This window comes from Nannocystis punicea, from assembly GCF_026965555.1.
GTDB classification, from domain to species: domain Bacteria; phylum Myxococcota_A; class Polyangia; order Nannocystales; family Nannocystaceae; genus Nannocystis; species Nannocystis punicea.
The window spans coordinates 1,787,764-1,807,248 of record NZ_CP114040.1 but is presented as its reverse complement, the minus strand read 5'-3'; the positions used below and the strand labels follow the sequence as shown (position 1 = coordinate 1,807,248).

General features: G+C 70.2%; 14 protein-coding genes. 7 read left to right on the top strand and 7 right to left on the bottom strand.

From position 1 onward, the window contains the following. Nucleotides 1-25: 25 nt before the first annotated feature. Nucleotides 26-1,249 (top strand): DUF4215 domain-containing protein, encoded by a 1,224-nt coding sequence (locus tag O0S08_RS07015; RefSeq protein ID WP_269038241.1) that lies wholly within the window; start codon nt 26-28, stop codon nt 1,247-1,249. A gap of 30 nt (nt 1,250-1,279) precedes the next feature. Then, nucleotides 1,280-1,696 carry a hypothetical protein gene (locus O0S08_RS07010; protein ID WP_269038240.1) on the top strand — a complete coding sequence of 139 codons (417 nt, stop codon included), beginning with the start codon at nt 1,280-1,282 and terminating at the stop codon, nt 1,694-1,696. Nucleotides 1,697-1,721: 25 nt separating this feature from the next. Here the strand turns inward: O0S08_RS07010 and O0S08_RS07005 are convergent, their stop codons facing one another. Continuing rightward, complete coding sequence (locus O0S08_RS07005) at nt 1,722-4,334, bottom strand: type ISP restriction/modification enzyme (protein WP_269038239.1); 2,613 nt, start codon at nt 4,332-4,334, stop codon at nt 1,722-1,724. Nucleotides 4,335-4,452: 118 nt separating this feature from the next. Between O0S08_RS07005 and O0S08_RS07000 the strand changes: the two genes are divergently transcribed. After that, the gene (locus tag O0S08_RS07000) at nt 4,453-7,797 is read left to right on the top strand and encodes an FHA domain-containing protein (RefSeq protein WP_269038238.1); all 3,345 of its coding nucleotides are present in this window, start codon (nt 4,453-4,455) and stop codon (nt 7,795-7,797) included. 18 nt (nt 7,798-7,815) lie between these two features. Here O0S08_RS07000 and O0S08_RS06995 read toward each other — a convergent pair whose 3' ends face one another. The 6 genes from O0S08_RS06995 to tssB form a co-directional block, all read right to left on the bottom strand. Next, nucleotides 7,816-8,556 carry an SDR family oxidoreductase gene (locus tag O0S08_RS06995; RefSeq protein ID WP_269038237.1) on the bottom strand — a complete coding sequence of 247 codons (741 nt, stop codon included), beginning with the start codon at nt 8,554-8,556 and terminating at the stop codon, nt 7,816-7,818. Between the two features lie 118 nt (nt 8,557-8,674). Next, nucleotides 8,675-9,106, bottom strand: a complete 432-nt coding sequence (locus O0S08_RS06990; RefSeq protein WP_269038236.1) for a penicillin-insensitive murein endopeptidase — start codon at nt 9,104-9,106, stop codon at nt 8,675-8,677. After that, the gene (locus tag O0S08_RS06985; protein ID WP_269038235.1) at nt 9,103-10,395 is read right to left on the bottom strand and encodes an FHA domain-containing protein; all 1,293 of its coding nucleotides are present in this window, start codon (nt 10,393-10,395) and stop codon (nt 9,103-9,105) included. The genes O0S08_RS06990 and O0S08_RS06985 overlap by 4 nt, the downstream gene beginning before the upstream one ends. Before the next feature lie 13 nt (nt 10,396-10,408). Next, a complete protein-coding gene (locus O0S08_RS06980; protein WP_269038234.1) occupies nt 10,409-12,106 on the bottom strand; it encodes a serine/threonine protein kinase in 1,698 nt (565 codons plus the stop codon). Between the two features lie 4 nt (nt 12,107-12,110). Next, on the bottom strand, nt 12,111-13,601 hold the full coding sequence (gene tssC / locus O0S08_RS06975) for a type VI secretion system contractile sheath large subunit (protein ID WP_269038233.1): 1,491 nt from the start codon (nt 13,599-13,601) through the stop codon (nt 12,111-12,113). 37 nt (nt 13,602-13,638) lie between these two features. Continuing rightward, on the bottom strand, nt 13,639-14,148 hold the full coding sequence (tssB, locus tag O0S08_RS06970) for a type VI secretion system contractile sheath small subunit (RefSeq protein ID WP_269038232.1): 510 nt from the start codon (nt 14,146-14,148) through the stop codon (nt 13,639-13,641). A gap of 362 nt (nt 14,149-14,510) precedes the next feature. Here tssB and tssD point away from each other — a divergent pair, with 362 nt between their 5' ends. The 4 genes from tssD to O0S08_RS06950 all read left to right on the top strand — a co-directional run bounded on the left by tssD (nt 14,511) and on the right by O0S08_RS06950 (nt 19,424). After that, nucleotides 14,511-15,008, top strand: a complete 498-nt coding sequence (gene tssD, locus O0S08_RS06965; protein WP_269038231.1) for a type VI secretion system tube protein TssD — start codon at nt 14,511-14,513, stop codon at nt 15,006-15,008. A gap of 119 nt (nt 15,009-15,127) precedes the next feature. Beyond that, nucleotides 15,128-17,761 (top strand): type VI secretion system ATPase TssH, encoded by a 2,634-nt coding sequence (gene tssH / locus O0S08_RS06960; protein ID WP_269038230.1) that lies wholly within the window; start codon nt 15,128-15,130, stop codon nt 17,759-17,761. A gap of 73 nt (nt 17,762-17,834) precedes the next feature. Then, nucleotides 17,835-18,542 carry a tail fiber domain-containing protein gene (locus O0S08_RS06955; RefSeq protein WP_269038229.1) on the top strand — a complete coding sequence of 236 codons (708 nt, stop codon included), beginning with the start codon at nt 17,835-17,837 and terminating at the stop codon, nt 18,540-18,542. Between the two features lie 108 nt (nt 18,543-18,650). Next, nucleotides 18,651-19,424: an SIMPL domain-containing protein gene (locus O0S08_RS06950; RefSeq protein ID WP_269038228.1), complete on the top strand. Its 774-nt coding sequence runs from the start codon at nt 18,651-18,653 to the stop codon at nt 19,422-19,424. Nucleotides 19,425-19,485 lie beyond the last annotated feature (61 nt).

Here is a 19,485-nt window from a genome sequence, read left to right as displayed (position 1 = left end):
CAGGAGACCTATGTCCTCTCGCCCCTTGGCACTTCTCGCTTTCTTCGCCGCGCACGGCTGCTTCTATACCCCCGAAGGCACTCCGCCCCTGCCGGATACGACCACGGGATACGACACGACCGACCCCACGGTGACCACGACGATAAGCACCGGCGACAAGCCGGCCTGCGGCAACGGCGTGATCGAGCCCGGCGAGCAGTGCGACGACGGCAACGCCACCCCGGGCGACGGCTGCGAAGCTGACTGCGCCTTCACGCCCGGCGAACTGTGCGGGAACGGTATGGTGAACGTGGGCGAAGAATGTGACGACGGCAACGACGTCCCGATGGACGGCTGCGAGAACAACTGCACCGAGACGGTCATCCCGGCGACCTGCGGCGACGGCACGGTCAACGGCGGCGACGAGTGCGACGACGGCAACGACGACAACACCGACGCCTGCACCAACACCTGCAAGAATGCGCTCTGCGGCGACGGCATCGTGTACGCCGGCATGGAAGCCTGCGACGACGGCAACGACACGGAGACCGACGAGTGCCTGTCCTCCTGCGAAGCTGCAACCTGCGGCGACGGCCATGTACTCGAGGGCGTCGAGGCCTGCGACAACGGCCGCGAAAACGACGACGCCGCCTACAACGGCTGCACGACCGATTGCCAGCCTGGCCCATACTGCGGCGACGGGATCGTCGAGGCCCCCGAAGAGTGCGACGACGGCACCCCCGACGGCGACGACTTGTGCAACGCCTGCGAGATTATCCCCTACCGCTACATCTTCATCACCTCTCAGACCTACAAAGGCGACATGAACAAGCTCAGCGGTGCCGACGCTCGCTGCGGTGTTGCAGCCGCCGATCTTCCGGTCGGGGAATGGACTGCCTGGCTCAGCGATGACAGCCTATCGCCCGCGGCGCGCATGGACACGACCTTCGCCGGTTGGTATATTCTCCCCGGACCCGAGCCGGTCCTCGTCGCGCGAGATTGGGCGGGTCTGATTTCGGGGACATTGGTGAATCCCATCAACCGAGATGAGGCCGGCAACCAGGTTCCGGCGAACGCGACCGCCTGGTCCAACACCAAGACCGACGGCAAGATCCTCTCGCTCGACACGGTCTCGCACTGCAACAATTGGGACTCGAATACCGGCACCGGGAGCGTCGGAGACCCGAACGCCGCCGACGCGATGTGGGCGAATACCGGAACCGTTGAGGACTGCAACTCCATGCAGCACCTCTACTGCGTGCAGAACTGAGCGAGCTTCCCCCGGGCTAATACCATGCATGTGCTCGACGACGCACTCGCCATTATCCGCGCCAGGCCAAACATGTATTTCCGCGACGCCCCCCAGCTGGCGTCGGGGCTCGTCGACGAGGCGCTAAGTCTCGGCTGCCAGCATGTCCACGTCTTGGCGCCCGGCGAACGGTGGATCGTCATGGCTTCGACGGACTGGTTCCAGTTCTCCAACACCTCCGTGCGCGCCCTGTTCGAGCGCATCGTCCCGTTCACTCAGAGTCCGCCGAACGGGATGTGGCTTGAAGTCGTCCTGACCGCCTTCTGTGACGAGGTGGCCACGTGGACGCAAACGGACGCCCTCGTGGTCCGCGGCGCCGAGGCGTCCTGGTCGCCGATCTGGGAAGACACACGGCGGTCGTTCCCGGACATGCGGAGATTCGTCGCCTTCACCTCTCCTCATCAGTAGAAGCGGCGAGACGAACAACCTCGGCCTACGCCCGCGGCTCAGTCCGCTCCTCGGCAGTGGGCGCCGGCAGCTCGTTCGCGGACACTGCCGCCCCCGCGACAATCTCGGCAAAAACCTCACCCTGCGCACGATGCAGCTCGAGCGAGCGCTCGAGCACCCACAGCAGCTCGAGCAGCTCCTGCGTCCGCGCCTCCGACCACGCCTCCGGCCGTATCGCGTCGAGCGGCGACGACGTGCGTCCGCGCGGCCGCAGCATCCGCCCCGCGAGCCAGGACTGCACCACTTTTAAACCGGACACCTCGTAGCTCCACACCTCCGCGGACACCGGCGCGAATTTCCCTCCGCCGACCGTGAGCACCTCGCCCGCGTACGAGAACTTCTCCGGCATCTCGCGCACAGGAGCCACGCAGCGGGCTACACCACTTCTCCCCCCTACCCGATACGTGTGCAACCCCAGCAGCTCTGCCCCGAGCTCCCCACAGCGCGCGAACAATTTTTCATCCCGCGTGATCGGCACCCGCGGCCCCGGCTCCGCCAGCGCCTCCTCAAGCGCCTCGACGTACCCCGGATGCGCCAGACACCCGTAGACGTACGCGAACAGCTCGTGCGGCGTTACTGCTCTATTGAAAATGTCCTGAAGGACATTCAACAATCCGCCCGTCACATTCGCCTGGCTCCCTCTCCTATCGCGCCACAGCGGGATCACTCCCTTGTCGCCGAAGGACCCACGGAAGTGGTGCAGGTCGGGCACCTCCGCGCAGGCCATCAGCGCCGGTCCGCGCGACAGCCCGCTCGACAGCAGCGTCGTCAGATAAATTTGCCCCGGCCCGTGCGCTCGCCACAACGCAGGCCGCAGCCGATCGCCGAGGCGCGCGTCAGCCAGGCAGTAGCGGCGGTCCAGCGAGCGCCAGGCGATCCGCTCGATGTGCGGCGTCGGAGCATCGACCTCCAGCGACGCCAACGCCGGCAGCGGAGCCCCATCGAGCAGGCCAAACCCTGGCCGAGCGATCGTCCACGCCTCCGTCTCGCGGAACGCCGCCGCGCGATCGTCCGCCCGCAACAATTCACGCCAGCGGCGCTCGAGCAGCTCGGGCGTCTCCGCGATCGGCCACGTCCGCTTCCACTGCGCCCCCGCGTGCTGCCAGGGGAACAGATCCACCAGTCGGGGCCAATCACCATAGTCCCCGGACGCCCCCGGCACGAACGGCGCCTCCCATCCGTTCGACGCGCGCGACCACTCGAGCTCCTGCAGTGATTTCAACGCTCCGAGCGCCCGCAACTTCTGCTCGCGGCTATCTCCATCCGGCAGCCGCACGTACCGCACTTCCGCCGGCCGCGATCGGTCGACCCCCCCGCGTCGCAATCCCACCGCGATACACACCGGCGTGCGAATCTTTTTAAAAACATTGGCGGAGCGGCGCGGGCCGAGCGCGTCGCCGCCGAGGTCGACGATCCACAACGCATCGAGCACCGCGCGCAGGTGGCGTCGCATCGCGGTGAAGCCCGGGCCGCGCAGATAGCTCGACGGCGTGATCAGGCAGACGATCCCCGGCCCCGCCTGCTCGCAGCTCCACCACAGCGCCCAGCGCCAGAAATAGACGTAGGCGTTATAAACATTCTTGGCGTGCTTGCCGACCGCCGCGTCGGGCAGGAAGTCAGCCAGCAGCGCCCGCTCTCCGCGCTGCGGATCGCCGTGGCGCACCCACCCGCCGCGGTCGCTCTCCGCCAGCTCGCGGCGGTCGTACGGCGGATTGCCGATGCACACGCGAATCCCCCCTTCGACCTCCTCGCCTTCCGGCCGCGCCAGCGTGTCGCGCCGCAACACTCGCACCCCTGACGTCGGCAACCGCCCCCCCGCGGCCCGCAGCGCGCGTGTGAGGCGAGCGTGCGCCGCCGCGAACGGCCCAGCGAGCACCTCGTGGGCCGTGAGATTCTCGCCGAGCCGGCTCGCGGCCGCCGCCACATCCCCGCCCGCCTCCCGCACCCGCCGCAGCGCATCTTCGACGATCGCCAGCGGGTACACTCCGGTGCCGCACGACGGATCGATCATCACCACCTCGGGCGCCGCCAACCCGAGCGGCGCCCCCAGCTCCCGCGCCAGCAGCTCCTGCACTGCCACGATTTGCGCGTGCACCACCGCCGCGGGCGTGTAGTACGCCCCGGCCTCACGCCGCAGGCGGTCGTCGTACGCCGCCAGGAACTCCTCGTAGAAGTACGTCCCCTCGCCCTCGCGCAGCGCCGCCAGCGAGTCCCCGTCGAGCCCCGCGATCGTCGCCTCGAGCTCTTCCAGCGCCGCGCCGATCTCCCCCCGGTGCAGCATCGCCGCCCGCAGCGCGCGCAGCAGCGGACCGGGCGTCTCGCGCAGGCGCGTGCAAGCGCCCGCGACCTCCGTCGTCGCCTCGGGGTGCGCCAGTCGATCGCTCCACAGCCCGTACGCGATCGTCGGCGCCAGCGCCTCGGCGAACTCGGCTTCGCCGCCGCAGGCCGCGAGCGTCCACTCGTCCGCCAGCGCCCGCAGCCCCGAGCCCGGCGCGGCCGCTGCCCGCAGCGCGTCACGCAGCGCCCGACAGCGCGCGGCCAGCAGCGCCGCGACCTCGCGCGAACTCCTCGGACCCGGCCGGCGCACGCGCGGAAACATAGCAGAGCAACATCGCGCGCGAGGCCCCGCGTTCGCGCGAAGGGCGGGTCCCCGCGCGGCCGGCGTGCCTTCGCGCCCGCGGGCTGACCGGCCCGCGGTGATATCCTCCTGGCGGCTCATGCTTCATATCGCCGTCGAACGCGAGGGACAGCCGCGCAAAGAGCTCCGCTTCGCCAAGGACGTGGTCGTCGTCGGCCGCGAGGCCGAGCACGATCTCCAGCTCAACTTCGAGGACGGCGCCTCGCGCCAGCACGCCCGGTTGAGCCACGAGCGCGGCCAGCACTACGTCGAGGATCTCGGCTCGCGCAACGGCACCAAGGTCAACGGCAAGCGGATCGCCGCCAAGACCCCGATCAAGCCCGGCGACGAGGTCGAGGTCGGCAAGGTCAAGATCTACCTGGTCGGAGAGGCAGGTGCGGGCGGCGGCCGCGGCACCGCGCGCGTCCAGCCGCGCGGCGCGGACGAGGATCAGACCGTCCAGCGCCCGCCCAAGGCGGCCGCGCCCAAGCCGGCCAAGGCGGCCGCGCCCGAACCTGCCCCGAAGGCCAGGCCCGCTCCGGAGCCGGCCAAGCCGGCGGCCAAGGCCCCGCGGCCGGCGCCCGAGCCCGAAGCTGGCCTTCCGGACAGCAGCATCAAGGTCAACCTGCGCCAGCCCGAGCCCGAGCCGGCCGCCGCGCCCGAGCCCGAGGGCAAGCCGACCGGGCCGGTCAACGACGAGAACGAGTCGTGCCGCAGCCAGATCGATCCGCTGGCCCGGCGCTGGCGCGAGCTCGGCAAGCCCGAGGGGCTGCTGCTGCACGGCCCGCTGCTGAAGCGCGGCCTGGCCTGGGCGGCCAGCGATCGCAAGCTGCGGCCGCGGCCGACCGAGCTGCACCGCGAGTTCATCTACGCCAGCCGCGGCGATCGTCGCCACCGGATCCGCGACCTCGGCCTGCGCGCCTCGGCGCTGACGGTCGCGCTGGTCGGCGGCTACGCGGCGGCGCACGGGCTGCACGACGACCTCGAGCTCAAGGACGCCCTCGCCGGTCGCGAGGCCGGCGCCGGCCAGTGCACGCCCGACAACCCGGCGGTGCAGCGCGCCAACCTCCTGGCCCAAAAGGCAGCCGAGCAGACCGACCTCGAGCTGGCGATCCTCGCCGGCACGCGGGCCGTCAGCGCCGCCGACGGCCCGTGCGCGCGCCAGTCCGACGCCGAGCGGGCGCTGCGGATCGCCCTCTCGCGCCAGCGCAGCCGCGTCATCGGCCGCGGCGCCTCGCCGATCCGCAACGCCGACGTCGGCCGTGACGAGCGCGACGTCGTCACCGTCGACGACACCGGCGCGGTGCTCCTCTACGACCGCACCGGCGCCACCCAGCCGAAGACGCTGCCCTCGAGCAGCGGCGCCGGCAAGGTCGCGGCGCTCGGGCCCGAGGGGCGCTGGCTGGCCGTCGGGACAGCCAAGGGCACCGTCGACCTGTGGGACCTCGCGCAGCGCACCGCGCCCAAGCTGACGAAGCAGCTCGAGAGCCACCGAGACCCCGTCACCGCGATCGCCTTCAGCGAGGACGGCCGGTTCTTCGCCACCGGCGACCGCCGCGGCAACGTCACGGTGTGGGACATGCGCGGCACCGACGCCGGCGCCAAGCTCGGCGAGCTGCGCCAGCACACCGGGGCCATCGAGCAGCTGGTGTTCCGCGACGGCGGCAGCCGCCTGTACTCGTTCGGCGGCAAGCAGGCGATCGCCACCGACCTGCAGGACGGGCGCAAGAAGGGCAAGCAGCTCACCCTCGCCATCGGCGGCGACGCCACCGCCTTCGCGGTCAACGGCGAGGGCGACGAGGTGGTGGTCGGCGACAGCATCGGCCAGGTCGTGCGCTGGCGGGTCCGCACCCTCGCGCGCGCGCAGCAGGACGCGCTCGCCAGCCACACCGGCACGGTCGTCGACCTGGCGTTCCTCCCCGGCGCGCGGGCCGTCCTGTCTCTCGGAGTGGACAAGCAGGTCATCGTCACGGAGCTCGACCAGATGATGCGCGAGGGCAGCGAGCCGCTGCGCGTCGGTCTGCGCGGCCTGCAGAGCGAGCCCAAGGCGCTGGCGGCCGACCCGACCGGGCGGCGGATCGCAGTCGCCGCCCAGGACCACAAGATCTACGTGTGGGACGCCGCTCAGCGCCACACCTCGGCCCAGCCGGTGGTCGTGTTCGACGAGCACGTCGACACCATCGAGTCGATGCTGCCGAGCTACGACGGCAACTCGCTGCTGTCCGCCTCGGCCGACGGCACCTTGCGCCTGTGGCCGCTGCAGAACGCCGACGCCGGCGGCGCGCTCGCGGTCCTCAGCGATCACCGCGGCCCGATCACCGGCCTCGGCCTCAGCAGCGACGGCGGCCGCATGGCCTCGCTCGGCCAGGACAAGGCCCTCCGCGCCTGGCGCCTCGACAACCGCGGCACGCCGCGGCGGATCCTCGAGCGGACCTTCGAGCAGGCCCCGCAGGCGCTGGCGGTCAGCCCCGACGGCATGTGGGCGGCCGTCGGCGTCGAGCGCCAGCTGCTCGTCTACAGCCTCGGCGGCGGCGAGCGCGAGCCCAAGCCGATCGAGCGCGCCCAGCACGACGACCTCATCAGCCACGTCGCCTTCAGCCCCGACAACCGCTGGCTGGTCAGCGCCGACTTCTCCGGCGCGCTCAACACCTGGCCGATGAAGCAGGATGGCCCCGAGGAGAGCCCGGCTCGCAAGGTCGCGCTCGGCCGCTCGGTCACCGCGCTGGCGCTCTCGCCGAACAGCCCGTACTTCGCGGTCGCGACGGCCGACAACCGCGTCAATCTGGGGCCGATGAGCGGCAACGGCGGCGAGCAGTTGGTCGTCCAGCACGAGAAGTCGGTGCTGTCGCTGACCTTCAGCGGCGGCGGCGACTACCTGGTCTCGACCAGCGACGACGCCCGCGCGATCCTCCGCACCGTCGACAAGGGCAAGACCGCCGAGATGCCCGAGCGCTCCGCGGTGGCCCACGACTCGCGCGTGCGCGCCGCAGCGTTCAGCCCCGACAAGCGCTGGCTGGCCACCGGCAGCGACGACGGCGTCATCAACATGACCGACCTCAAGAACATGACCGAGCGGAGCAAGCCGCTCAAGGGTCACGAGACGGCCATCACCGCCCTGTTCTTCGAGCCAGGCAGCGAGCTCCTGGTGTCCGCCAGCGCCGACAAGACCTTGCGCCTGTGGCTCGTCGACGACCTCAGCCGCGGCGGCGACGTGCGATCGATCCCCCTCACCGGCCACGCCGGCCCCGTCACCGCCATGCGTGTCGACGGCACCGGCCGCATCCTCGTCAGCGGCGGCGCCGACGGGGCGCTCCGCGTCTGGCCGCTCAAGCACGACCTCCTGATCGCGCTGGCCTGCCGCACCGTCGGCCGCGACTTCAGCGACGACGAGTGGAGCTCGCTCTACCCGGGCGAGCCGGTCGAGCCGCTGTGCGAGGGCAAGTAGTCGCTCGGGCTCGCGGGCTCACACGAGCCCGCCGTTGGCGCGCAGCGTCTGGCCGTTGATCCACCCGCCGTCGGGGCCGACGAGGAAGGCCACCGCGGCGGCGATGTCCTCGGGGTGGCCGAGGCGCCCGAGCGGCGTCGCCAGCGTCGCGCGATCGATCATCTCCTGCGACTTGCCCTGGAAGAACAGGTCGGTGGCGGTCGGTCCGGGCGCGATCGCGTTGACTGTGATCGATCGGCCGCGGAGCTCCTTGGCGAGCACGCTGGTGAGCGCCTCGACGGCCGCCTTGGTGGCGACGTAGACGCCGTAGAGCGGCTGGCGCAGGCCGACGGTGCTCGACGAGAAGTTGACGATCCGGCCGCCGGCGCGCAGGCGCGTGCTGGCCTCGCGCAGCGTGTTGAAGGTGCCGCGGAGGTTGACCTCGACCTGGCGGGTGAAGGTGGCGTCGTCGGTCTCGGCGATGCTCGTCATCGCCATCACGCCGGCGTTGTTGATCAGCACGTCGGTCCCGCCGAAGGTCGCCTCGGCCGCGTCGAACAGGTAGCGCACCGCCTGCGGGTCGGAGACGTCGGCCTTCACCGGCAGCGCGCGGCGGCCCGCGTGCTCGAGCTGGCGCGCGAGCGCCTCCGCCGGCGTCGGGTCGCTCGAGTAGTTGAGGACCACCTGAAAGCCGTCGGCCGCCAGCCGCGTCGCCACCGCCGCGCCGATGCCCCGCGACGCCCCGGTCACGATCGCCGTCCTTGGGTTTCTCTCGCTCATGCGCGTCTCGTAACACCCGGCCGCGCGCGCGCCGGGACGCGTGCCGGAGCCCGTAGCGAGCGTCACTTCTCGCGCCGCGGCTCGCCCGGCGGCCGCGCTGCGCGGGCGCGGCGCCGGATCACTTCGCGTTGCTGCACGCGGTGTCGGTCGGGTCGCACTTGAAGCGGACGTGGATGTGATGGATGTGCCCGTCGGAGTGCATCACCAGCGCGGGCGTGCCCTTGGGCCGCGGCCACTGGATCAGCTTCTTCAGCTCGGCCGGGCTCTCGCCCTCGGCGACCGCCGCCTTGTGCAGCTCCTCTTGCAGCCAGTGCGACAGGAAGATCTCCTGGATCGCCCCGGTCGAGTACAGCGCGCGGATGAACCGCCACGTCGTGCGCCAGTCGACCTCCTCGGGCTCGGGCCGGCAGCTCGTGGTGCTGCAGTTCTTGCAGCCGTCGAGGTAGCGCTTGCGCTTCACCTGCAGCCAGATGTCGGCGTCGCGACCTGACTGATGGGACTTGTGACGCCCGTAGCCGCCGCCGTCCTTGAGGCTGAGGTCGGCGATCATGACCTGATGATGGTGAAGCCCTGGGCGCGGAACTCGGAGATCCCGCGCAGCAGTTGCGACAGCGTGTGGTTGGTCGCGTAGGCGTGCGAGGCGCAGCGGACGTCGGCCAGCTGCGACGGCAGCAGCTGGACCGGATTGACGAGCGTCCCGCTGGTCACGCCGCCGACCGAGCTCGCGCCCGAGGGGACGATGAAGATCGGCAGGTCGTCGGGGTTCGGCGTCTTGGCCCCGAACTGACCGGCGTCGATCCACAGCGTCAGCTCCTCGCCGCCCTTGAGCCGGTCGGGCGTCTTCGGGTTGAACTGGCGCAGCTTGTCGACGCTGGTGCTGTACAGGTTGGCCACCGCCAGCCAGTCCTCGCCCTCGCCGACGGTGTAGTACTCCTGCACCAGCGGCGGCCGCGGCGGACGCGTCGTGCGGACCTTGAGCTGCATCTCCGGCACCAGCGTCGTCACCCCGCCGTTCCACTGCTGCAGCAGCACCGGCGACACCTCGTAGTAGCGGGCGATGTCCTCGAACGTCTCGCCCGGGCTGACCTGGTGCTCGATCCACTCCTCGCGCGCGCTCGGTCCCGAAGGACCTGTCCTTTCGACCACCTGATCTTCGACCGGCGACGGCGGCGGCGCGGTCGGCTCGGGCTGCGTCGCCTCGGGGCGCTTGAACAGGAAGATCATCAGCGCGCCGAGCAGCACGCCCGCGGTCGTGAACCCGACGGCCCGGCGGATCATGTGCGCCCGCATGCTCGCGCCGACGAACTCGCGCAGCAACGGCTCGGCCTCGACCTCGGCCCGCTGCGCCGGCACGGCCATCCAGCCCTCTGCCAGCGCCAGGTCGCGGCCGTGCAGCAGCAGCCGGCGCGCCCGCCCGTGGTCGACCCACTCGCGGGCGTAGCGGGCCAGCCGGCGCTGCTCCCCGGCCCGCTGCTCGTCCTCGCCGCGGGCCAGCGCGACCGGCTCGAACTTCAGCTTCTGCTCGAGCTTCCGGTCGCGGTCGTCGTCGGAGATCTCGAGCACGTAGGCGCCGACGCTGAGGCGGTCGCCGGGGCCGAACTCGGTCGGCTCGACGCAGCGGCGCGAGTTGATATAGGTGCCGTTGCGCGAGCCGCGGTCGGTGACGATGAGCTTGTCGCCCCGCATGGAGATCCGGCAGTGCTTGCCGGACACGCCGTGGCCGCCGAGGACGAGGCTGGAGTCGACGCTGCTGCCGAGCTGCATCTCCGGGCCCTTGAAGGCGACCCGGCGCTCGTCACCGTCCGGTGAGATGACCTTGAAGACAGGTCCGTCGGCCACCGCGTCCTCTCCTTCAGCTGGCCAGCAGCATGACCAGCAGGCCGATCAGGATGAGCAGGCCGCAGGCGACGTTGACGACGATGAGCGTCTTCTGCAGCGACCACTCGGCCGGCTTCTTGGCCACCGCCGCAGCGGTCGCGCCGTCGAGGGCCATGGTGGCCTCTGCCGGGCGCGCGCGCGACGAGACCGCGGAGGCCGCGTCGGGCAGCGCCATCGTCGTCTCGCCCTGCGGGATGTTCGGGTCGGGCAGGATCATCGTCGTGTCCTGCCGCGCCGGCGCCCCGCCCTGGTCGGACAGGATCATCGTCGACTCGCCGCGCTGCGCCGACGGGTCGGGCAGGATCATCGTCGACTCGCTCGGCGGCGGCGACTTGGCCTGCCCGAGCACGACCGTGCCGCCGCTGCCGACCGCCGGGTGGCTGTCGGTGCGGAACACGACCGTGCGGTCGACCGGCGCCTCGTCGCCCGCGCCGGTGGTCGGCGCCACGACGGTGCGCCCGGCCCCGGTGGTCGGCGCCACGATCGTGCGCCCCGGCGCCTGCGGGTCGACCACCGTCGCGCTCACCGGGCGCAGCGTGGCGAGGTTGTTGTTGGGCCCCGTGGTACCTGTCCTCGGGGACATGCTCGGCGCGATGACCGTGCGCTCGGCCGGCGGCATCGTCGCCTGCTTCTGCGGCACGCTCGGCCTCTGCAGCAGCAGGTTGGCGCCGGTGCGGCCGGGCCGCTTGGTCGGCATCAACGTGGTCGTCGTGTCGTCCTCGTCGTCCTCCTCGGTGACGGTGCCCGACGGGCGCGGCGTCTGGCCGCGGACCTCGATCATCGTCCCCGCGGCGGTCACCGGCGCGCCGGGAGTGACGCCGGGGAAGCGGCGCACGTGGGCGATCGCGTCGGCCATCGCCTTGAGATCGGCGAAGCGCTCGTCGGGCTGCTTGCCGAGCGCGCGACGGATGAGGCCCTCGACCCCGACCGGCACGCCGGCGTCGCTCGCCAGATCGGCGAACTTCGGCGGCGGCTCGCCCAGGATCTTGCGGGCGATCTCGTAGTACGACTGGCCCTGGAACGGCAGCTGGCCGCTGACCAGCGAGAACAGCACGACCCCGAGCGAGAACACGTCGGTACGCTCGTCGGTCGGCCGGCCCTCGAGCTGCTCGGGCGCGCGGTAGTCGACGGTGCCGAGCGCCGAGTCGACGCGCGTGCTGTCGCTCGAGACGATCTCCAGCTCGGCGGTCGCGTAGTCGAGGATGCGCACCTCGCCGCGGTCCGTGACGAAGATGTTGCTCGGCTTGAGGTCGCGGTGTGCTGTCCGCGTGCTCGAATAGACCGCGTGGAGGATCTCCGCCGTCTGACCGCACAGCTCGAGCGCGCGCATCCACGGCATCCGGCCGAGGCGCGCGCGCAGCTTGCCGACGTCGTCGCCGGTCAGCGAATCCATCACCACGATCGGCGGGTTGCGCGAGGCCAGCCCGAGCCCGCGCGGCAGCACGAGCCCGGAGTGGCCGGCGCGACCGGCAGTGGCGACCAACTTGGCGTAGCGGTCGAGCGCGTCGTCGCCGGCGCGCCCGGCCTCCAGGACCTTGAGCGCGACGGCTCGCTGGCCCTGGGTGTCCCAGGCGCGGAACACCTGCCCGACTCCCCCGCCTCCGAGGGACTCGCGCAGCTGGTAGCGGCCGGCGACGACGGTGCCGACCCGATGTGACGAAGTGACTGTCACCTGGCTAGGACTTGTCCAGCTTGCCGACGAGCGACAGGGTGAACTCGGCGCCCTCGAACTTGAGGTGCGGCTCGATGGCCAGGTTGCAGCGGTACCAACCGACCTGCCCCTCGACCTCCTCGACGATCACCTTGGCCTTGCGCAGCGGCTTGCGCGAGCGGGTCGCGGCCGGCGGGTCCGGCATGTCCGACACGTACTGGCGGATCCAGGTGTTGAGCTCGCGGTCGAGGTCGGCGCGGCTCTTCCACGTGCCGATCTGCTCGCGCTGGAGGACCTTCATGTAGTGGGCGAGGCGCGTGATCACGAACATGTACGGGAGGCGCGTCCCGAGCATGTAGTTGGTCTGCGCGGCCAGACCCTCGGCGGTCTTGGCGAACACCTTGGGCCGCTGGATCGAGTTGGCGGAGAAGAACGCCGCGTTGTCGGAGTCCTTGCGGAACACCATGCCGATGAAGCCCTGCTCGGCGAGCTCGTACTCGCGGCGGTCGTCGAGCGAAGTCTCGGTCGGGATCTTGCTCTTCAGCTCGCCGCCCTGCTCGTACTGGTGGAGCGGCAGGTTGTAGACCGCGCCGCCGCCCTGGGGGCCGATGATGTTCGGGCACCAGCGGTACTTGGCGAAGCTGTCGGCGATCTTGGCGGCCATCGCCAGCGACGCCGGGCCCCACAGGTACGCGTCGTGCTGGTCGATCACCTCCTCGGTGAAGTCGAAGGCCTTGACCGACAGCTCGCTCTCGCGCTTGCCGTACGGCGCGCGCAGCATGAAGCGCGGCATGCACATGCCGAGGTAGCGGGCGTCCTCGGTCTCGCGCAGGCTGTTCCACTTGGCGTACTGCGGGCCCTCGAACAGCGCCTGCAGGTCCTTCAGCTTGGGCAGGTCGGTGAACGACTGCACGCCGAACATCTTCGGCGAGGCGTTGCCGAGGAACGGCGCGTGCGACATGGCGCCGACGGCCGCGAACTGCTTGAGCAGCTGGATGTCCTCGGTGCCGGTGCCGAAGTCGAACGTCGAGCAGATCACCCCGTAGGGCTTGCCGCCGAACACGCCGAAGTTGTTGCGGTAGATCGTGTTGTAGAGGCCCGACTTGGTGATGTCGGGCGCGTCCTCGAAGTCGACCCGGAGGTCCTCCTTGGTCGCGTTGACGATCTCGAGGCGGACGTTCTCGCGGAAGTCGATCTGGTCGACCAGGTACTTGAGGCCGCGCCACGACGACTCGAGCTGGCGGACCTGCGGGTGGTGGAGGACCTGGTTGACCTGCGCGGTCAAGCGGCGGTCGATGTCGGCAATCATCTCGTCGATGAGGCCCTTGTCGATCTTCGGCGTGACCTCGTTCGAGCGCAGGAGATCGTCCATCAACTTGCGCGTACCGCGGCGGACCAGCTCATAGGCCTCGCCGTCGGTCGGGCCGAGCTTGGTCTCCGACAGCAGCGAGTCGAGTAGCGAGTCCTGCACCTCGGTCTGCCGCTGGGAGGCTGTCTGGGAATTCGTGTCCGTCATGTCCTAAAACTCCTTCTGCGATTCCGTCGCGGGCGCCTCACGACCCCGGCTTGTCCTCGATCCCCAGCTCCTTGATCAGCCGCGCGCGCTTGTCCGGGTCGCGCAGCGCCTCGACCAGCTTCTTCTTGAACTCCGGCACGTTGCCGCCGACCAGCGGGCCCTTGAGGGCCGTGAGCGCGTTGCGCAGCTCCATCAGCTCCTTCAGCTCCGGCACCTGCTCGACGATCCCCTCGGGGCGGAAGTCCTTCAGCGTGTCGAACTTGAGGTTCAGCGAGAGGTCGCCCTGGTCGCCGTCGGTCAGCTTGTTGCTCACGCTGATCGAGGTCTCGAGCTTCTGCGCCGACATGACCTTGTCGAAGTTGTCCTTGTCGACGTTGATGGGCACGCGCTCCTCGACCGGCCGGTCGTCCTGTCGCCCGGTGAAGTCGCCCAGCATGAGGATCTTGAGCGGGAGCTCGACGTCCTCCGCTGCCCCGTCCGTGGCCGGCTTGTACGTGATGTTCACGCGCTCCTTCGGCGCGACCGATCCCTCTTTACCCTTGCTCATGAAGGCACCATCCTCGCGGACACTACTGTTTTCCTCGCCCCGTCTGTCCCCGCGGTGCGCCAGACAGCGGCACCTCTGCGGCATGGACCATAGAACGGCGGGCCGTCCGGCGTCCAGAGCGTGCGACGAGCGCCGCGATCGCGCGCGCGCGAAATCACCGCAAGCTGACGCCGACGTAACGCAGATAAGGGCGCTCCGGACGTCGACTCGCGCTCGCGCGAACGCTCGCGCGAAAGTGACACCGGCGCGGATTCGAACCTGCGCGATTGTGCGAGCCAAAGTCGCGTTGAAGGCCGCGCAGGCGCGAAAATACCGGGGTTGTGCCCGTAGCCGGCCGCGGGGCCTTTGATAAGGTGTCCCGCATGGCTGAGACCGTCCATCTGTACCTGAAAGCGAATGGCCAAGACATCCAGGGCGAGAGCTCGCAGACCTCGCTCGGTCGCGAGAACTCGATCGAGTGCGTCGAGTTCCAAGACAGCGTCCGCACCGCGCGTGAGCACGGCAGCCGCGCCGCTGTCGGTCGCCGCGTCCACGCCCCCATCCGGGTCGTGAAGCGCATCGACAAGAGCTCGCCGCTGATCGCCAAGGCCCTGTGCCGCAACGAGAGAATCGACGCCGAGTTCAAGTTCTTCCGCCCCAATCCCAACGGCGACGGCACGACGGAGCAGTTCTTCACCGTCAAGCTGGAGAACGGCCGCATCGACTCGATCGAGCGCCTCTCGCCCAACGCCCTCGACCCGGCCGAGGCCAAGGCCCCGCCGCTCGAGACGGTGAGCATCGTCTACCACACCATCACGTGGATCTTCGTCCCCACGGGCGCCGAGTTCGTCGACTCGTGGTCGAACAGCGACGGCGCGTAAGCACCGTTCGTTGCACATAAAACGGCCTGGCGCGAGAGTTCGTCTCCGCGCCTGGCCGGCCTGCCTTTCTACTATAGCGCTCCCCCTCCATCCCCACCTTTCCCCGCGAGAGACCCCGCATGCGCGTCGACCCGAAAGCGATCGTTCGAAGGCTCAACCCGACCTGCACCTCGATGCTCGAGGCTGCGGTGTCCCACGCCGCCAGCTCCCGCTACTACGAGATCGTCCCGGAGCACCTGCTCGCCGCCATCCTGAACGGCGAGGACACCGACGCGGCGAAGATCCTCTCGCACTTCAACCAGGACGCGACGCGCCTGCGCCAGCGCGTGCAACGTGTCCTCGAGACCATGCGCACCGGCAACGCCGGCCGCCCCGTGTTCGCCGAGACGCTCTTCCAGTGGCTCGAGGACGCGTGGGTCGTCGCCTCGCTGCAGTGGGGCGCCACCGAGATCCGCACCGGCCACCTGATCCAGCAGTGGTGCGCCCGCGGCCACCGCTACAGCGCCGAGACGCTGGCCGAGCTGGCCGCGATCGACATCGAGACGCTGCGCAAGGACCTCGAGGGCATCACCGCCGGCTCGAAGGAGGCCGTGCGCGCCGCCTCGGCCCCCGCGGGCGGCACGGGCGGCGGAGCTGTCGCCGCCGCGCCTGTCGCCGCCGGCGAGCAGGCGCTGCGCCGCTTCACCTCGTCGTACACGCAGAAGGCCCGCGAGGGCAAGATCGACCCGATCTTCGGCCGCCACCAGGAGATCCGCCAGCTGGTGGAGATCTTGACCCGCAGGCGCAAGAACAACCCGATCATCGTCGGCGAGCCCGGCGTCGGCAAGACCGCGCTGGTCGAGGGCCTCGCCCGCGCGATCGTCGAGGGCGACGTCCCGTCCTCGCTGCACGACGTCGAGCTGCTCGAGCTCGACATGGGCCTCATGCAGGCCGGCGCCGGCGTGCGCGGCGAGTTCGAGAAGCGCCTCAAGGCCGTCATCGAGGAGGTCAAGTCCTCGCCCAAGCCGATCGTCCTGTTCATCGACGAGGCCCACACCATCGTCGGCAACAAGGACAACGACGCCACCAACATCCTCAAGCCCGCGCTCGCCCGCGGCGAGCTGCGCACGATCGCCGCCACCACCTGGTCCGAGTACAAGAAGTACTTCGAGAAGGACGCCGCGTTCGCCCGCCGCTTCCAGCTGGTCAAGGTCGACGAGCCGTCGGAGGAGCAGGCGCTCGTCATGCTCCGCGGCCTGCGTGACACCTACGAGAGCACCCACAGCGTGACGATCCGCGACGAGGCGCTGATCGCCGCCGTCAAGCTCAGCCACCGCTACATCTCCGGCCGCCAGCTGCCCGACAAGGCGGTCGACCTGCTCGACACCGCGTCGACGCGGGTGAAGATCGAGCAGGCGTCGCGGCCCGAGGCGATGCTGCGCCAGGAGCAGGAGCTCGCCGCCCTGAATCGAGAGATCGGCGCGCTCGAGCGGGAGGACCGCGAGGGCAACCTGGTCGACCTGGCCCACCTCGCCGAGCTGCGCGACAAGCTGCGCGCCGGCGAGGACGAGCGGGCCGCGCTCGACAAGCGCTGGCAGGAGGAGAAGGAGGCCCTGGTCGCCGTCGACAAGGCGCGCGAGGCCCTGCGCGCCGCCGGCGACGCCGCCGGCGAGGAGCTCCGCGAGGCCAAGCGCACCGCCGACGCCACGCTCATCGCCGCCGGCGGCGAGGAGCGCCTGATCCACGCCGAGGTCGACAGCGACGCCGTCGCCCGCGTCGTCTCCAACTGGACCGGCATCCCCGTCGGCAACATGAAGCGCGACGCCATGGAGAGCCTGCTGCGCCTCGAGGACACCCTCACCGAGCGCGTCAAGGGCCAGCCCAACGCCGTCAAGGTCGTGTCGGAGACGCTGCGGATCGCCCACGCCGGCATCCGCAACCCGAGCACCCCGATCGGCGTGCTGCTGTTCGTCGGCACCAGCGGCGTCGGCAAGACCGAGACCGCCACCGCCCTCGCCGACCTGCTCTACGGCGGCGAGCGCTTCATGACGACGATCAACATGTCGGAGTTCCAGGAGAAGCACACGGTGTCGCGCCTGATCGGCTCGCCGCCGGGCTACGTCGGCTACGGCGAGGGCGGCGTGCTCACCGAGGCAGTGCGCCAGCGGCCCTACTCGGTGGTCCTCCTCGACGAGTGCGAGAAGGCCGACCTCGACGTCATGAACCTGTTCTACCAGGTGTTCGACAAGGGCATGCTGTCGGACGGCGAGGGCCGCCTCATCGACTTCAAGAACACGATCGTGATCCTCACCAGCAACCTGGCCTCGGACGCGATCATGAAGCTGACCGAAAACGGCCTGGCCGCGCGCACGCCGGAGGAGCTGGTCGAGGCGATCCGCCCGACGCTGTCGAAGCACTTCAAGCCGGCCCTGCTGGCGCGCATGTCGATCGTGCCGTTCCAGCCGCTGCCGCCGCCGGTGCTGCGCGAGATCACCGAGCTCAAGCTCAAGGGCCTGCGCAAGCGCCTGTGGGACAGCCACAAGATCGAGGCCGAGGTGCTCGCCGAGGTCTACGACGCCATGGCCGCGCGCTGCAACGAGGCCGAGACCGGCGCCCGCAACGTCGATCACATCCTCCGCGGCTCGCTCATGCCGGTGCTCAGCCGCAAGCTGCTCGAGACGTTCGCCGCCGGACAGCAGCCGAGCAAGGTCCGGATCGGCCTCGGCAAGGAAGGCGAGGCCTGGGACATCACCTTCGACCCGCTGCCCGAGTGACGACGTTCGTCGCCCGGACTCGTCCGCGCGCGACGAGGTAGCTCCACCCCCGAAGATGCCCCATCTTCGGGGGATGCACTGTCACACTCGGATCTCCCTCGCCCTCACCGCCCTGGTCGCCTGCGGCGCTCCGGGCGACAAGAACACCACCGAGCCGTCGACGAGCTCGACCGCGACGACCGCCGCGACCACCAGCAGCACCGCGGACACGGGCACGCAGGGCGCCACGACGTCCGCGACGAGCTCGACCGCGACGTCCACCACCGGCAGCTCGACGAGCGCGACGACCACCGGCCCCACCACCGGCGACGCCAGCAGCACCGGCGGCGCGTGCTCGCAGCAGACCGAGCCGTGCAACGCCGGCCAGAAGTGCTGCGACGGGCTCACCTGCTGCGCCGGCGTGCCGGTCCCGCCCGGCGAGGAGTTCTGCAGCGACAACTGCCCGATAAGCGATCGCAACGCCAAGACCGACCTGCGCCCCATCGACCCGAGCGACGTCCTGAGCCGAGTGGTCGCGCTCGACATCTCGACCTGGCGCTACAGGACGGACCCGGTCGACGTCCGCCACCTCGGCCCGATGGCCCAGGACTTCAAGGCCGCGTTCGGCCTGTGGAACACCGATCGCATGATCTTCCCGCTCGACGCCACCGGCGTATCGCTGGCCGCGATCCAGGGCCTGCACCGTCGCCTCGTCGCCGCCGAGGCCGAGAACGACGAGCTGCGAGCGCGACTCGACCGCCTCGAGCGCCGCCTCGCCGCTCTGTCGCCCGCGCAGCCATGAGGCTCGCAGGAGACGTGTCCGACCTCACGGCGATGGATCCTTCGGACATGTCCTGAAAGATCTACGGCGTGGAATCTTGAGGACGCCTCGCACGTAGGGCCCGTCAGCATGGAACCGAGCAAGCAACCCGCCTCCCTCGATCTGCGACCCTTCGGCCTCCTCGGCGTCGGCGTCGCGCTGGTCCTCGCCACATACATCGCCAGCAGCACCTGGGAGCGCGTCAGGGTGCGCCCGCAGATCCGCACGATCCAGGTCACCGGATCGGCCAAGAAGCGCATCGTCTCGGACTTCATCGAGTGGACCGCGACCGTCGAGGCCAACGCCAAGGAGCGCACCGAGGCCTACCGCGTGCTCCACGACCACGCCAAGCGCACCGAGGAGTTCCTGATCCAGCGCGGCGTGCCGAAGGACCAGATCTGGCTGTCCTCGGCCAGCGTCGACGGGTCCTACGAGACGGAGTACCACGGCACCGGCGACAGCCGCATCGAGAAGCAGGTGCTCACCGGCTACGACGCGGTGCAGGAGATCAAGGTCCGCTCCAACGACGTCGCGCTGGTGGAGAAGGTGTCGCGCGAGGTCACCGAGCTGCTCGAGCAAGGCGTGACCATCAGCTCCGACGCGCCGGAGTACTTCTACACCAAGCTCGGCGACGTCAAGATCGAACAGCTCGCCGAAGCCTCGCGCGACGCCAGGACCCGCGCCGAGAACATCGTCGCCTCCGCCGGCGGCGCCGAGATCGGCGCCCTCCGGAACGCGGACATGGGCGTCATCAACGTCAACCCCGCCAACTCCACCGAGGGCTCCTGGGACGGCAATAACGACACCTCGTCGCTCGAGAAGGACATCATCACGATCGTCCACGCCACGTTCGAGCTGAAGTAGGGCTACGCGGGGTTCGGTTTTTTTTGCTGTTTTTGGGCAAGCGGTCCGCGAGAGGCGAGAC